This is a genomic window from Pseudarthrobacter sp. B4EP4b (assembly GCF_006680095.1).
Lineage (GTDB): Bacteria > Actinomycetota > Actinomycetes > Actinomycetales > Micrococcaceae > Arthrobacter.
Genome location: NZ_VHIJ01000064.1, coordinates 101,823 through 115,267, shown reverse-complemented (window position 1 = coordinate 115,267; position 13,445 = coordinate 101,823). Strand labels below are relative to the sequence as shown.

The following is a 13,445-nucleotide window of genomic DNA, read 5'->3' as shown; positions in this document are numbered from 1 at the left end:
ACATTGACGGGGTGGGCGGGACAGGGTTCGCCTGGGGCGGTGGCGCCCGGGACGATCAGGGCGGTGAGTACGAAGTCCGGTTGCGGAACATCGCAGCGAACCCCGCTTTTGTTCCCAATGTCCTTATTCTCCAGGGCGGCCAGAACGACTCCCAGATCACCAATCCGGAAGAAGTCAAAGCTGCCGCCACCCAGACCATTGAAGCCGCGCGCAGGTTCTGGCCGGGCATCCAGGTGGTGGTGCTGGGACCGTCCGCGCCGCAACCCCTCGGAGAGGACCTGCGTACCGTGAACAGCGCTGTCCGGGACGGTGCCGCGGCGGCCGGCGCTCCATTCATTGACGCCGTCGAGGCCGGGTGGTTCACCACCGCGAACAGCCCGAATTATGATGCCGACGGCGCCCACCCCAACACCGCCGGGCACGCCTACCTTGCCGGGAAGTTCCTGGAAGCCTGGAACCGACTGACCCAGTAGGCGGGAGTCTGCGTCCACGTGGTTGTCAGGGAAACATCACCTTAATGACACCTGGCCGCCATCTTGGGACGGAAAACTGGAGGTGGGGAGAAGTCTCGGCAAGCGGAAAGGACAGTTATGGCAAGCAATGGCCGTGTGGTTGTGGAATCAACGGATGAACTCGCGTCAGGCGACGGCATCGAAGCCTTCCATAAGGACATCCTGGTCCATCGAGGCCCGGTCACGGACACGATGCCGGAGTGCGGGCTGTTCTGGATTTTGGACACTATGACCGGAGGCCGACGCCTCCTGGACATGTCCGAACTCTCCATCTTCCGCCTCCCCTCGCCAACCGAGGAGCCGACACTTCCGGACTTCCTCCATGGCGGCCGCCGCCAGGAGGGTGAAACCGTGCCAACGTCCTACTGGCGCGACGCCACTCCGCTGGACTAGCCGTAACATTTGTCCGCTGCCTGCCGCCTCTGAGCAGGGCGGAGAATCTCCATCGACTTTCCTTTGCCCAGGCCATTTACTGGCCCCGGTCCCTTGATTAGAGTCAGTTCTTGTCATAGTCCGGATGGGCGCCGGGGCGTCCGGGAAGGGGGAGTGCATCACCGCTGACCTACATCAGAAGACAATTGACCACTACGTTGAAAGCCCCTCCAGGAGGGGCTTTCCCTTTGCAAAAAGAAACCCATCACCTGCGGATAACACACGCGCGGGAACGGCAATCGGCGTTACAAGCCGTGGTCGGGACCCGGCACGGGCGCCGGAAGAAGCCAGGACAGGGCGTCATTGCGGGAGGTGAAAAACCGGGTGGGACACGGGAGGGTGCGCCGTGCCATGGCGAAGTTGGCAATGACACGGTTGACCGGGCTCGAGCCAAGCAGGGCAATTCGTGAAGCTGCGCACTTGTGGCTGAAGACGGATTTGGCCTGACGCGTCACAGCCTGAGTGTTCGATATATCGATCAACATCGGGTACTCGGCACCGTCGGCAAGCTCATTAAGCTTTGCCATCGCCGCGTGTACATCGGCGGCCACCAGTACGGTTCCCGGCTTCCACACAAGGTGGAAAACCCCATCGTCACCGAGCTCCAACGTGCCCTTGCCGCCATCAACAGTGATTGGCTTCATGTCTACTCTCCCCCCAGAGTCTGTGTAGCCCAGCCTAACTGCCCGCTTCAACATTCGCAGCGAAACGACACGTCGGCCGGCAGGGGGGAACGGATTTCCTAGGAAACGGCGGGGCGATGTTTGGCGGCAAGCGCGGCCAGGTCGACGATCAGCCGCCGCACCTCGTGCTCCCGGCTCCTGGAAGGCCTGCTCTGTTGCGCTGCGCAGGGTCTTTCCAGGCGTGTCTTGGGCGGAGCGGGGACGGGGGAGGCCCTTGGCGGCTCCACTGTCCGTGCTTCTTGTCCCGCGAGCGGAATATCCGAGGCCATCCCGTCCCCCTTGACGTAGTAGTTCCTGCTGCTGCTTACAGCCACTCTAGGAAGCCAAGTCACTTGGCGGAAGCGCATATGTCCATCATCGGGATTTATTGTGTCGATCTTGAGCTTTTCTCCGCTTTGGCATCTGCTCGATCCTGCAAAACATGCAGTTGTGCAATCTTTGCAGTTATGCAAAAATAAACGCATGCCCCCCACTTCTTCCCCCTCCCTTCGTGAGCGCAAAAAGGTCGAAACCTGGACTGCCATCCATGAAGCCGCAGCCTCGCTGGCACAGCAGCGCGGCCTGGAGCACGCCACTGTCGAGGCCATCGCGGAGATCGCGGGGGTCTCGCCCCGGACATTCTTCAACTATTTCCAGTCGAAAGAGGACGCCGTGCTCGGCCTCCACGAGCCGGTCCTGGACGCGGCTGAGGCGGCGAAACTGGGCGGGGCACAAGACTTCCTGGAGCAGGTCACCCTGCTGCTGGTCGCCGTCGCCCGTTCCTCCATCCGGGACACGGACAACGCCCGGCGCCGGCTCATCCTGAAGCGGCACCCGCACCTGTTTGCGCGGCAGATGGAGTACATGGCCAAGGCCGAAGCCCTGGTGTGCCAGGCCGTGGCCGGCCACTTCAGCCGTGACCCGGACTGGGCCGCAGGTGCTGGAGGCTTCAGCCCGGAGGAAACCGCGCGGATGACCGTGATGCTCGCGGCAGTCCCCGCCAAGTTCCGGGCAAAATCCACCGATTTCGATCCCGCCACCGGGCTCACTCCCAAAGACCTAGCGCCCGCGGTGGCGCTCTTCCACCACTTGCAAAGGAAACTCTCATGACCACGGCCCCTCCGCCCGAAACAGCGCAGGCCCCGCAGAAGCAGCACATGGTGCTGCTTTTTGTGGGCCTGATGCTCTCCATGCTGCTCTCCGCCCTCAACCAGACCGTCCTGAGCACCGCGCTGCCCACCATCGTGGGCGAACTCCACGGCGTCAGCGACATGCTCTGGGTGATCACCGCGTTTATCCTCACCTCCACCATCAGCATGCCCATCTACGGCAAGCTCGGTGACCTGATGGGGCGCAAATCACTCCTGATCGCTGCCATCCTGCTGTTTATGATCGGCTCCGTTGTGGGTGCGCTCGCCAACGACATGGGTGTGCTGATCATCGCCCGCGTCATCCAGGGCCTGGGCGGCGGCGGCCTGATGATCCTCTCGCAGGCGGTCATCGCCGACGTGGTCCCGGCCCGGGAACGCGGCAAATACATGGGCATGATGGGCGGCGTCTTCGCCATCGCCTCCGTGGCCGGCCCGCTTTTGGGCGGCTGGTTCACCGAAGGTCCGGGCTGGCGCTGGGTCTTCTGGATCAACATCCCGCTGGGCCTGCTGGCCCTGGCCGGAGCCGCGTTCTTCCTCAAACTGCCCAAGCACTCCGGCAAGCCCAAACTGGACCTTGGCGGGATGGTACTGATGGCCATCGCCACCACCTGCCTGGTGCTGTTCGCCACCTGGGGCGGCAGCAAGTACGAATGGTCCGATCCCATCATCATCGGCCTGATCGCAGGCACCGTGGCCAGCGCCGTGGCGTTCGTCCTGGTGGAGCGGCGCACGGCTGAACCCATCATTCCGCTGCACCTCTTCAAGGACCTGAACTTCAACCTCTCCACGTTCGCCGGCCTGCTGATCGGCGTGGCCATGTTCGGCGCCATCGGCTACCTGCCCACCTACCTGCAGATGGCCTTCAGCGTGAACGCCACCGAATCCGGCTTGCTGATGATTCCCATGATGGGTGCCCTGCTGGTGGCCTCCGTGGGATCCGGCCAGCTGGTCAGCCGGACCGGCCGGTACAAATGGATGCCCATCGCCGGTTCCCTGCTGGTGGCGGTGGCCCTGGTGCTGCTCTCCACCCTCAAGCCCGGCCAGCCGCTCTGGGAGATCTGCGCCTACCTTGCCGTGATGGGCCTCGGGCTGGGCCTGAGCATGCAGATCCTGGTGCTGGTGGTCCAGAACTCCTTCGCCCTGCGCGAGGTGGGCACCGCGACCGCGTCCAACAACTTCTTCCGCCAGATCGGCGCCACCCTGGGTTCAGCAGTGGTGGGTAGCCTGTTCGCCAGCCGCCTCGCCGAACTCCTCACCGAGCGCATGCCTGCCTCCGCGTCCGGCGGCAACGCCTCCGGCGGATCGAACTCGCTCACCCCCGCGCTGGTCAACCAGCTGCCGGCGGAGATCCGGGAGCTGATCATCTCCTCCTACAACGACGCCCTGACCCCCATCTTCATCTGGATGGTCCCGCTGGCGCTGATTGCCGCCGTCGTGCTGCTTTTCGTCAAGGAGAAGCCGCTGGCTACGGCCGTGGAGCACGACGTCCTCTCCGAGTCCATCAGCGAGGGCAACATCCTCATAGCGGCCGACGACGAGTCCCCGGCTGTATCCCGCTAGGCTGCGGTTTCCGCGGCGCCCGCGTACGGACGAGCGCCGCGGTTCCCAGCGCCAGGCCCAGGATTCCGCTGCCCAGCCCGGCCAGGCCAAGGGTGTTGTCCGCGGCGGGTGACACCTCCGTGGTTGCTGACAGGCCTGCCGGTTCAGCCGGGGCCGCGGGGCCGTGGCCGTCCTGGGCTGCTGTGGTGACAAACGAGGGAGCCGGATGCTTCGGTTCCTCCTGGCCGGGGGTTGCCGGATCTGCCCAGTCCACCACCGTTCCGTCCGAATACCACTGGGTTGCAGGCAGGGCCACGGTGGTTCCGGCCGCTGGGAGCCGGCCCACCGAGATCGAAAAGGTCTGGTATTCGCGCCGGCCCAGCTGGTGGGCCGCGTCCGCTGTCCATGTGACGGCGGAGGCGGCCTTGGAGATGGTGGCCCCCTCGATGGTCACGGGGGAGGGCAGTGCGGCCTCGGTGATCTCCGCTGTCCAGCCCTCCATGGGTTTGACGGACACCGAGGTGAACGGTGTCCCGGCGGGCAGCGCCACCGCAATCCTGGTGGTCTTGGCCGTGGCCGACTCGTTGGGAACCCTGAAGGTCAGTTGCGAGTAGCCGCCGGCAGCGGGCGACGACGGATCCACGCTGACGTGCGCGAAGGACGGGCCTGCGCCGGCCAGCAGGAGTCCGGCTGCCGCGGTGAAGGCGGCAGCGGTCCTCGCGGCGGCGCGGTGGCGTGCAGTTGGCATGGGGAGGCGCCTTTCAGCTGGCCGCGCGCGTTTCTGACGGGGAAGCTGCGCTGGCCTTTTTGAGGTGCGCTTCGAGGATGTAGGTAGTCTGCCCGGCGCGCTGCCTGATCTGCGGCAGGTGCTCCGCAGCCAGCCAGGGCAGGACGCCGGACGGGTCACGGTCACGGGTACCCTCACGCACCGCCAGCTCCAGATCCCGGGCGTGGGCCGCAAGGCGTTCGGCCCCTACCTGCAGGCTCGCGGTCTTGAGGCTGAGGACGGCATCCATGGCACCGGGGAGGTCTCCGGTGGTCAACGCCAGCCGCAACCTGTCGATCCTCAGGGGGAGGGCAGCGACGAAGTTTTGGACGAACACCCGCCACACTTCCTCATAGTTATCCAGGTCCGCGCGCAGCTTGTCCAGGACTGCATGGTCCAGGAGGGGGACGCTGTCCAGGAAGGGCCGGGCAGGTTCCTGGAAGCCCGCCAGTGGCGAAGTCCCGCCCGTTTCGGGGCCAACCAGCGTGTGCAGCGGTGCTGTGGTTGCTCTCATGCTGGAACGGTATTGGGCGGATGTTGGGGGAACCCTGCAGCCGTTGCCAAGGGCAGTCCTAGTGTTTTCCAAGGTGTGCTTTTGGAGGTTCCACCCAGCCTGCACCCAGCGCAGTTATGGAAACGTTATATATGCTTGCTTAGTGGTTTTTACGTCAAGCAGTGGAAATGTGTCAGCTCCCGAACGCCCGGACGTGCCCCCAGCAGGGCTTATTTCCGGGCGCAAACACGCCCTGGACGGGCTCCGGACCATTGCCGTGGCGTTTGTGTTCCTCTTCCATGCGGCCACAGGCTTGGCCCCTGGCGGATCCATCGGTGTGGACGTCTTCTTCACCCTCAGTGGCTTTGTAATCACCCTCCTGATCATGAAGGAGTACCTCGCCACCGGCGGGCTGCGCCTGGGCATCTTCTACGCCAAGCGCCTGGCCCGGCTGTGGCCCGCGCTCCTGGCGGTGTGCGCAGTGGTTGTCACTGTAGGCGTGGCGTTTCCGGCGTCGAAGTGGGGCGGCCAGGAAGGCTTCGTCCTGCCCGCCGCCGGATACGTGATGAACCTGGCGCATTTTGGGACGTTCGGCGGCTCCATCACCGGTGAAACCCTCGGCCCCACCTGGACTCTCGCCGTGGAGGAGCAGTTCTACCTGGTATGGCCGTTGCTCCTCCTGGTCCTGCTGCGGTTCTGGAAGGTGCGGACGGTAGCCTGGATCACCGCCGGCCTGGCCGCGGCGTTCCTGCTGGAGCGGTTCTTCCTGGTCCTGGCCGGGGCGCCGCTGAACCGGCTCTACAACGGGCCGGACACCAGGGCCGATGAGCTGCTGATCGGCTGCACCCTGTCGCTGGTCCTCACGGTTGTCCGGCAGGGATCCCGGTCCCACGCGTCCCTGCTTGCCGCAGCGAGATGGGCCGGGCCGCCCGCATCCTTTATCCTGCTGGCCGCCGTCTTCCTGCTGAAGGAACCGGACACCCCCGGGCTCTGGTTCAGCGTTTTTTGGACTGCCGGGCCCACCGTGCTGGCACTCCTGGCGGCACTGGCCATAGGCTGGCTGGTGCTGTCCCCGGCCGGCTTCACCGCACGGATATTGAGCCATCCGTGGCTTGCGGGCCCCGGGCGGGACCTCTCCTACGCCCTGTACCTCTGGCACATGCCCGTCTACTTGCTGCTGATGCCGCTGGTCCCGTCACTCTGGCTCCGCGTACCGCTGGCCGCAGCCCTCACGGTACTGCTCGCCTACGCATCCTTCCGCGTGGTGGAAACGCCCGTGCGCCGCTGGGCCAACAAAAGGCTCGACGCCGCCGTCGGCCGCTCCACTGCCGCACCCGCGCCGGAACGGAAGGTGGAACGGGAACTGGCGGCCGCGGCCGGACGGTCCTAGGCGGCCACCTCTGAGGACTCAGGGCACTCAGTGCACCGGGCATCAGCGATCAGGGCGCCGGTGGCGTCCTTCTGGAAATGTGTGACGTGTTTGGTGCTTCTGCCGCAGGCATTGCAGAACGACTGATGCTGTTTAGTCCACATGGATGAATAATACGGATACCGGGCCAAAAGGAAACCATGCGAACTGTAACTATGTGGTTTTCCGCAGATTCCGGGCCCAAAAATCAGAAACCCCTTGCGCTGCCGGGCAAAATCGGACTCAGAGTTCGAAGCGTGTCCCGGGGGTTCCGTTGGGGAGGTTCTTCAGGAGTCCCTCGGCCACTTCGCGGACCTGCTTGTTGCGGTGGCTCGACGCCCCTGCCAGCATGCCAAAGGCGTCCGAATAGGAGCAGCGGTTGCGGCCCATAATCACGCCGCATGCCACGTCGATGGACGTCCGGCTCTCCAACAGTGCCTTCAAATTATCCCCGGCCGAGCGGACGCTCCGGACCTCGAGCGCCAGTTTCAGGCTCTGCGACGCAACCCGGGCGAACCACCTGGCGTGGCTGACGGCATCGGCATCGAACCGCACGTCCAGCGGGGCGAAGAAGGCCAGGGCGGCGGTGGTGCCGGGGTCAAGCCGCAAGGGAACGGCAACCACCTCACCGTAGCCGGCGTCAAGGAACCTGCGCTGGTAGGCCCGCCACCGCAGCGAGGCCGCGGCGCCCTCCACCACCACCGGAGTGTCCGCCGCCGCGGCCTGGGCCAGGGGGCCGTCGTCGAGCTCCTGTTCCAGGTAGCCCAGGCCCGCGGCCCGGCCATTGTTCGCCGCGCGGATAGGAGCCCTGTGGCCCGCAACGAGCATTGCGGTGCAGTCCACCTGGACCCCCATGGCCTGTGTGAGCGCCACGGACGCTGCCACCGCCAGCCGCCTCAGGGATGCCGCTTCGGAATCGGTATCCGTGACCAGGTCCAAGAGGAAGCCGTACGGCTCAAAGGCCGGGCCGTCGGGGAAGCCAGCGGCCTCCTGGTTGCCATCGCCGGACTTGATCACTCTTCTGCTGGTGCCCTGCACCGGTACTGTCATTGACGTTCCCCCTCATGAACGGCGCCCGCGCGGGTTCATCCGCGCGTTGCCCCTCGAACGTAACGGGGGAGCAGGGGCAGGGGCACGAGTAGCGTGTACTCGAATTTGGGCGCGTGGGAAACCAAGTAGTTGTGCCTTGGGCGGCCAGGGGCGCGGGTGATGTGCCCTGATTGGCGGTGCCGGCTGGACGGTCCCCTTGGCTTTTCGGCGGCTACAGGCCTTCGCCGGCTTCCAGCCACTCCAGGAACGTCTGGCGTCCGACGGCGGCACCCGCCACCGGGATCAACGCACCCTTGCGCATCGCCCTCCCCATGGTGCCGGGAATGCGCAGCGGGACGATCCTCTTCTTTTGACTGGTTTTGGCGAGGTACGCCTCCACCATGGCTTTCAGCACTTCCGCCCGTGGGCCGCCCAGGTCCGGAAGGCGGCCCTTCGGCCCGGCCTCGGCCGCATCCACCAGGGCAACAGCTACTTCCCTTGCGGCCACCGGCTGGGTAAACATCCTGGGAACGAAAACCAGCGGGCCTGCAGAAGCGGCATTGACGGTCATGGGCACAAACTCGTGGAACTGGGTGGACCGCAGGAGGGTCCAGGGAATGCCACCGTGCCTGACTTCGTCCTCCTGCACCAGTTTTCCGGCGTAGAGGCCGGAATCAGCTTTGTCGATGCCCACGATGGACAGGGCAACATGGTGTTTGACGCCCGCCAGCTTCTCCGCCGCCAGCAGGTTCTGGGTGGCGTTGGTAAAGAAATCGACGGCCTTTTTGGTGGATATTGTCTGGAGGCCGGAAACGTCAATGACGGTGTCCACACCCTGCAGCGCCTGGACCAGGCCGCGGCCGTTGACCAGGTCCACCCCTTCTGAACGGCTGAGGCTGACCACGTCGTGGCCGCGCTCCCTCGCGACGGCCACGACGTGGCGCCCTGCAATTCCGGTTCCCCCTGCAACGGCAATCCTCATGGGGAAATCCTATGCCTGCCGGGAACCAGGATGGGATAGAACTGCAGGTCATTGGGGGAAGCCACACATTGGGAGGACTCTGGCGGCGTCACAGCCACGGGTGGCCCGGGAGCTAACTTTTTGGCAACAGGGCGTCCTGGGCGCCTGCGAGCAGCCCCGGCGTCCTCTTAATCAGGCAGAGGACGTTGATGGTGAGGGCCAGGGCGTCCTCACGGGCCGTAGGGAACTGTTCCCGGCGGATCAGGGCCTCAATGCCATGGCAGCAGTCCTCGACGTCGAATGCCCCGGCCATGGCGGAAGCGATTTTCAGGCTCAGGATGGCGTCCATGGATGTTTCCACGTCGCTTGCCTGCAGGCCCAGCAGTATCCGTTGCAACCGGGCGGGAAGCATGTCGAGGTAGTCGCTGAGGAACTGCAAGGCGATGCGGGAGCTGCCGGTCTCATCCGCGAGGTTCCGCGCAGCCCGCAGGATCAGGGCAGCCTGCGGCCATCCGTGATGGGCATCTGTACCCGGGGTGGTGGCCATGCTGGTGCCCAAGAGCTGTCCTTTGCGTTACTGGCGTGCCCCGTTTGAGGACTGCCTTGAAAAATGCAGGCAGTGCTAGCCCGACTATCTCTACATTTAGCGGAAATACATCAAGGGCAGCCGCCGGTCACGCTCAAGAATCAGGAAAGGTCTATTTTCATAGTGCGGGATAATGTGACACAAATTACCCGCAGCGCGGTTTTGAGTGCGGTGGTGCTCGAAGAAGGTGCTGGTCAGACGCGTTTTCTGGAAGTGAAATGGCTATTCTTGGAGTACGATTTCGCAAAATCGAACTATTGGTGTAGGTGCCTGAATTTGTCTGTTGATGAAGAATTGAGAGTAATTGACTGAACCTTGATGCGGCCCGGGGGCTAATTCTGCGGCGGGGGCTATTAGCTGGATTTTGCGTCCCGTTGGGACGAATGAAATTCAGAAGGAGATTCCCGTGTCCGTTGCCCTGCCCCCGGCAGCTGAAGAAGTGGTGCGTTCCGGCGCGCCTGCCCTGCGGGAGCGGGTGCGCACGGCTGACGACCCCACGCGTGAAGCGGCGGGTCCGGGCCTGCGTGTAGTGGTGCTGGTACCTGCCTATAACGAGGCCGGTTCCATCGGGGCTACCCTGGATGGGCTGATGGGCCAGGAACGGCCTGCGGACCTGGTGGTGGTGGTCCCTAATGGCTGCACGGATGCCACGGCATGGGAGGCCCGCAAGTACCCGGTCACGGTGATGGAACTGCCCCGGCTGGAGCACCGCAAGTCCGAGGCACTGAACCGTGCCTGGGCGGAATACGCCTCCGATGCTGACGTGGTGGTCTGCCTGGACGCGGACACCGTGCTGCCGCCGAACGCGCTGGCTGCCTGGGGGCGCGAATTTGCTGACGAAACGGGGGCACTCCTGGGCGGGTCGTCGTCGAAATTCACCATGCAGGATCCCGGACTGCTGAGCCGGCTGCAAAAGGCCGAGTTCGCCACCTGGACCGATACAGCCTTGCGGCGGGGGCGAACGAGCGTGCTGGCCGGAACCGGCTGCGCCATCAACAATGCCGTCCTGCGGCAGATCGCTGGCCGGGATGACAGGGAAGGGCCGTGGGTTTACACCTCCCAGGTTGAGGACTTCGAACTGACCTACCGCATCCGCGAGCTCGGTTACATCTGCCAGGTTTCACCCGACGTGAGGGCCTACACCGATTCCATGAAGTCCATCAAAGCCCTCTGGGGCCAGCGGATGAAGTGGCAGGTGGGCACGGTGGAGGACCTGCTGGACCTGGGAGTCAACCGGCTGACGCTCCGGGACTGGGTCCAGCAGGCCATGGGCCTGCTGGGCGTCTTCCTCAAGCTCCTGTGGATCGCCGTGATCGTCCTGGCCGTGGCCCTGAACGTGTTCCACGTGGTCCTGTTCTGGTGGCTGGTGCCCATCCTGTTTGTGGCGCTGGACATCAAACGGGCGCTGCGGATCCCCCATAGGGACTGGAAGGACATCCTGATCGCGGCCACCTTCTTCCCGCAGGAATTGTTCATGTGGCTGCGCTCCGGATGGTTCCTGGCTTCCTGGGGCGCCGTCCTGAAAACCAAGATCACCCGGCGGCGCATCGACCGCTGGGAAGCGCAATACACAGCAGAGGAAATCAACTAACAATGTACGGAATGAACGCCTCCATCCCCGCGTCCGGCGCCGCTTTGGCCTACACCGGACTCAACGTTGGAGCCGGCATACTCACCGGACTCGGCATCATGCTGATCGGTGTGGCACTGATCGCCCTGGTACGCCGGAACCCCGCCGCCCGGCCGTAACCGGCCCCAAGCCCTACGACGTCCGGCGGGCCGCCAACGCTGACTTAAAGGCGGCCGCCGAGGCGTCACTGCTGTTAATGCGCCAGTCCGCTTCCTTTTGCATGTGGAACCAGACGAAACCGATCACGTCCGGCTGGGCCGCGAGGTAGGACACCAGGTCCGTGTTCCAGGCGGCTTTGGACCCGCCGGCCTCGCTGGAGGCGGTCTCTGCGATCAGGATCGGCAGGCCCGGGGCCAGCGCCCTCAGTTCGGCAATACCCGGAGCAAAAAGATCCTGCGGCGAGATCCAGCCGCTCCACGAGGCTGACGTGCCCCAGTTGTATCCGTCCAAGGCTACGACGTCGACATATCCGGCGCCGGGAAACAAGCCGGCCAAGTCAGTGGAACCCCAGTAGGGAACGTTCGGACTCCATACCCATGAGACATTGGATGCGCCCGTGGCAGCCACCACATCATGCACGTGCCGCCATGCCTGGACGTAGTCCCCGGCCCCATTGCCGTTGACGCCCTCTGCCCAGGGATACCAGTTGCCGTTCATCTCATGGGCGAACCTCAGCTGCACCGGGTAACCCCAAGCAGCCAGTGCCTGCCCCCACTCAACGATCCGGGCATCAAAATCGCCTGCAGCGATCCTGTCCAGGGCGTAAGCGGGCTGATCCAGCCCGCCTCCCCATGCCCACGGCTCCCACGTCACCAACGGCACTGCGCCACGTGCCCGTGCCGCGTTCATTTCGCTGATCGGCGGAGCCTGCAGGAAGTCCTTGTAGAAGAGGACACTGGACGGGCTTTCCCCTGCCAGCCGTGCCACCTCGTCCAGCTCAGCGCTGGCCAGGGGCCCATTTGGGGTTGCCGCCCCGAACCGCAGGCGGGCAGTGCTGACCGGCGGGAGCTCCTGCACCGGGGGAGCCACGGTGAATACCGAGGACCCCTGGATGGAGGAGGTTTTGGCGGTGATGGTCAGTTTTCCCGTTGCGGCCGCCGGTATGGTGATCGCCGTGCTGAACGCTCCGTTGGAGGCCGTCCGGAAAGGGAACGTCGCGGAGCCGACTATGACCGTTCCGGACGTGGAAACCTTAAAACCGGCCCCGCTGACAGTGACGGAAGATCCCGCCGGCCCCGTGGCCGGGCTGAGCGTAACCTGGGCCGCTGGTGCTGCCTGGACCGGCTGAACCCCTGCCAGTGCCAGGCCTGCGCTGACGGCAAGGGCAGCGGTAAGTACTTTTACAAACTTGAACACAGCGATCGGTCCCCGCAATCGTCGGGGCTGCCAGTCCGGCAGCCGTCAGTCCGGTGCCAGCGGCACTGACCCGATCCTAAGGTCCTGCCGGAGCAAAAGTCTCAAGGTCCGCTCAAGTTTCTTGATGTCATTTTTGGTCCGGACTGCAAAACCGTCCGCCCGGGAACGGACACCATGGGAACGCCTGGCCGCTAAAGGTGCCGCTGCAGGAAATACCTGGTCTGTTGCGCGCACTCCTTGATCTGCACCAGGCGGCCTGCCGCGAGCCGGGGCAGGACAACAGCAGGGTCGCGGCCGGAGCATTCGACGCGGAGCAGGTTCTCCAGCTCAAGCACAAGGTCCGCGAGCCGTTCGGCCCCCACCATCTGGCTCGAAGTCTTCAGGCTCAGCACTGCCACCATGGCGCCCACGCTGTCTCCTGTGGTCAGCGCCAGGCGCAGCTTCTCCGTCCTGGCCGGCAGCTGGGCAACGAAGTCCTGGATAAATACCTTCCACACACCTTCGTCGTCATCCAGCTCCTCACGCAACCTGTCCAGTACTGAACCGTCCAGCAGCGGTGCGCTCTCGTCGTCGTACTCAGCGACGGTCATTGCTGGTCCCACCGGGCGCTGCCAACGGCGCGGTCAGGGGATGAAGCCGCGTAGCCCGGGCGCGGCCGGGAGGGTGCAGGGGCCGATGGCTCTTTGCGGAACAACGCTGTTCCGCCGCCTCCGCCATCGGCCCCGGTCCTGGGATGCCCTGTCCGCACCCGGAAATTTATCCGCATAACCTGCCCGCCTGACAGTTTCGAAACCCTGAGCGAGTGACCACAACGGCACTCTGTGCTGCACGTTACGGGGCGGGATATTTGGAGCGCACGAGTAATGAGTACTCAACTATTCAGGACACACCTACTGCGCTCGCTGGGACTACTGTGCACC

The 13,445-nt window shown here is 64.6% G+C and carries 16 protein-coding genes; 8 read left to right on the top strand and 8 right to left on the bottom strand.

Translation table 11 applies throughout. From position 1 onward, the window contains the following. Both FNL14_RS20800 and FNL14_RS20795 read left to right on the top strand, forming a co-directional pair. On the top strand, positions 1-473 hold a 473-nt coding region (locus FNL14_RS20800; protein WP_142064107.1), incomplete at its 5' end, for an SGNH/GDSL hydrolase family protein. 117 nt (positions 474-590) lie between these two features. After that, positions 591-905: a hypothetical protein gene (locus FNL14_RS20795; protein ID WP_142064103.1), complete on the top strand. Its 315-nt coding sequence runs from the start codon at positions 591-593 to the stop codon at positions 903-905. Between the two features lie 284 nt (positions 906-1,189). On the opposite strand, the gene FNL14_RS20790 is transcribed toward FNL14_RS20795, so the two are convergent. After that, a complete protein-coding gene (locus FNL14_RS20790) occupies positions 1,190-1,588 on the bottom strand; it encodes an STAS/SEC14 domain-containing protein (RefSeq protein ID WP_142064100.1) in 399 nt (132 codons plus the stop codon). Between the two features lie 501 nt (positions 1,589-2,089). Here FNL14_RS20790 and FNL14_RS20785 point away from each other — a divergent pair. Together FNL14_RS20785 and FNL14_RS20780 are read left to right on the top strand one after the other, a co-directional pair. Further along, positions 2,090-2,716 (top strand): TetR/AcrR family transcriptional regulator, encoded by a 627-nt coding sequence (locus FNL14_RS20785; RefSeq protein WP_142064097.1) that lies wholly within the window; start codon positions 2,090-2,092, stop codon positions 2,714-2,716. Beyond that, positions 2,713-4,317, top strand: a complete 1,605-nt coding sequence (locus tag FNL14_RS20780) for an MDR family MFS transporter (RefSeq protein ID WP_142064094.1) — start codon at positions 2,713-2,715, stop codon at positions 4,315-4,317. The genes FNL14_RS20785 and FNL14_RS20780 overlap by 4 nt, the downstream gene beginning before the upstream one ends. Here the strand turns inward: FNL14_RS20780 and FNL14_RS20775 are convergent. Further along, on the bottom strand, positions 4,277-5,044 hold the full coding sequence (locus FNL14_RS20775; protein WP_142064091.1) for a YcnI family protein: 768 nt from the start codon (positions 5,042-5,044) through the stop codon (positions 4,277-4,279). The two genes, FNL14_RS20780 and FNL14_RS20775, sit on opposite strands and share 41 nt — an antisense overlap. A gap of 13 nt (positions 5,045-5,057) precedes the next feature. Beyond that, entirely contained in the window at positions 5,058-5,576 is a 519-nt protein-coding gene (locus tag FNL14_RS20770; RefSeq protein WP_255470946.1) for an Hpt domain-containing protein, read from the bottom strand. A gap of 169 nt (positions 5,577-5,745) precedes the next feature. Between FNL14_RS20770 and FNL14_RS20765 the strand changes: the two genes are divergently transcribed. Next, positions 5,746-6,945: an acyltransferase gene (locus FNL14_RS20765; protein ID WP_142064089.1), complete on the top strand. Its 1,200-nt coding sequence runs from the start codon at positions 5,746-5,748 to the stop codon at positions 6,943-6,945. 261 nt (positions 6,946-7,206) lie between these two features. Here the strand turns inward: FNL14_RS20765 and FNL14_RS20760 are convergent, their stop codons facing one another. From FNL14_RS20760 to FNL14_RS20750, 3 genes are all read right to left on the bottom strand, one after another. After that, a complete protein-coding gene (locus FNL14_RS20760; protein ID WP_142064086.1) occupies positions 7,207-8,013 on the bottom strand; it encodes a GAF and ANTAR domain-containing protein in 807 nt (268 codons plus the stop codon). Between the two features lie 211 nt (positions 8,014-8,224). After that, positions 8,225-8,974, bottom strand: coding sequence for an SDR family oxidoreductase (locus FNL14_RS20755; protein ID WP_091416464.1), 750 nt, complete (start codon positions 8,972-8,974; stop codon positions 8,225-8,227). 112 nt (positions 8,975-9,086) lie between these two features. Further along, on the bottom strand, positions 9,087-9,512 hold the full coding sequence (locus FNL14_RS20750; protein WP_142064083.1) for an Hpt domain-containing protein: 426 nt from the start codon (positions 9,510-9,512) through the stop codon (positions 9,087-9,089). 51 nt (positions 9,513-9,563) lie between these two features. Between FNL14_RS20750 and FNL14_RS20745 the strand changes: the two genes are divergently transcribed. The 3 genes from FNL14_RS20745 to FNL14_RS23400 all read left to right on the top strand — a co-directional run bounded on the left by FNL14_RS20745 (position 9,564) and on the right by FNL14_RS23400 (position 11,288). Next, positions 9,564-9,851 carry a hypothetical protein gene (locus FNL14_RS20745; RefSeq protein ID WP_142064080.1) on the top strand — a complete coding sequence of 96 codons (288 nt, stop codon included), beginning with the start codon at positions 9,564-9,566 and terminating at the stop codon, positions 9,849-9,851. Between the two features lie 94 nt (positions 9,852-9,945). Beyond that, the gene (locus FNL14_RS20740; RefSeq protein ID WP_181762728.1) at positions 9,946-11,130 is read left to right on the top strand and encodes a glycosyltransferase family 2 protein; all 1,185 of its coding nucleotides are present in this window, start codon (positions 9,946-9,948) and stop codon (positions 11,128-11,130) included. Between the two features lie 11 nt (positions 11,131-11,141). Further along, positions 11,142-11,288, top strand: coding sequence for a hypothetical protein (locus tag FNL14_RS23400; RefSeq protein WP_181762727.1), 147 nt, complete (start codon positions 11,142-11,144; stop codon positions 11,286-11,288). Positions 11,289-11,301: 13 nt separating this feature from the next. Here FNL14_RS23400 and FNL14_RS20735 read toward each other — a convergent pair whose 3' ends face one another. Continuing rightward, positions 11,302-12,525: a glycosyl hydrolase gene (locus FNL14_RS20735; protein WP_142064075.1), complete on the bottom strand. Its 1,224-nt coding sequence runs from the start codon at positions 12,523-12,525 to the stop codon at positions 11,302-11,304. Between the two features lie 191 nt (positions 12,526-12,716). Continuing rightward, positions 12,717-13,115 carry an Hpt domain-containing protein gene (locus tag FNL14_RS20730; protein WP_091416454.1) on the bottom strand — a complete coding sequence of 133 codons (399 nt, stop codon included), beginning with the start codon at positions 13,113-13,115 and terminating at the stop codon, positions 12,717-12,719. Between the last annotated feature and the right edge of the window lie 330 nt (positions 13,116-13,445).

Bases quoted from the DNA above. Each gene is read 5' to 3' on its own strand.
- FNL14_RS20795 (WP_142064103.1), top strand. From the start codon at position 591: ATGGCAAGCAATGGCCGTGTGGTTGTGGAATCAACGGATGAACTCGCG.
- FNL14_RS20790 (WP_142064100.1), bottom strand. From the start codon at position 1,588: ATGAAGCCAATCACTGTTGATGGCGGCAAGGGCACGTTGGAGCTCGGT.
- FNL14_RS20785 (WP_142064097.1), top strand. From the start codon at position 2,090: ATGCCCCCCACTTCTTCCCCCTCCCTTCGTGAGCGCAAAAAGGTCGAA.
- FNL14_RS20780 (WP_142064094.1), top strand. From the start codon at position 2,713: ATGACCACGGCCCCTCCGCCCGAAACAGCGCAGGCCCCGCAGAAGCAG.
- FNL14_RS20775 (WP_142064091.1), bottom strand. From the start codon at position 5,044: ATGCCAACTGCACGCCACCGCGCCGCCGCGAGGACCGCTGCCGCCTTC.
- FNL14_RS20770 (WP_255470946.1), bottom strand. From the start codon at position 5,576: ATGAGAGCAACCACAGCACCGCTGCACACGCTGGTTGGCCCCGAAACG.
- FNL14_RS20760 (WP_142064086.1), bottom strand. From the start codon at position 8,013: ATGACAGTACCGGTGCAGGGCACCAGCAGAAGAGTGATCAAGTCCGGC.
- FNL14_RS20755 (WP_091416464.1), bottom strand. From the start codon at position 8,974: ATGAGGATTGCCGTTGCAGGGGGAACCGGAATTGCAGGGCGCCACGTC.
- FNL14_RS20745 (WP_142064080.1), top strand. From the start codon at position 9,564: ATGCAGGCAGTGCTAGCCCGACTATCTCTACATTTAGCGGAAATACAT.
- FNL14_RS23400 (WP_181762727.1), top strand. From the start codon at position 11,142: ATGAACGCCTCCATCCCCGCGTCCGGCGCCGCTTTGGCCTACACCGGA.
- FNL14_RS20730 (WP_091416454.1), bottom strand. From the start codon at position 13,115: ATGACCGTCGCTGAGTACGACGACGAGAGCGCACCGCTGCTGGACGGT.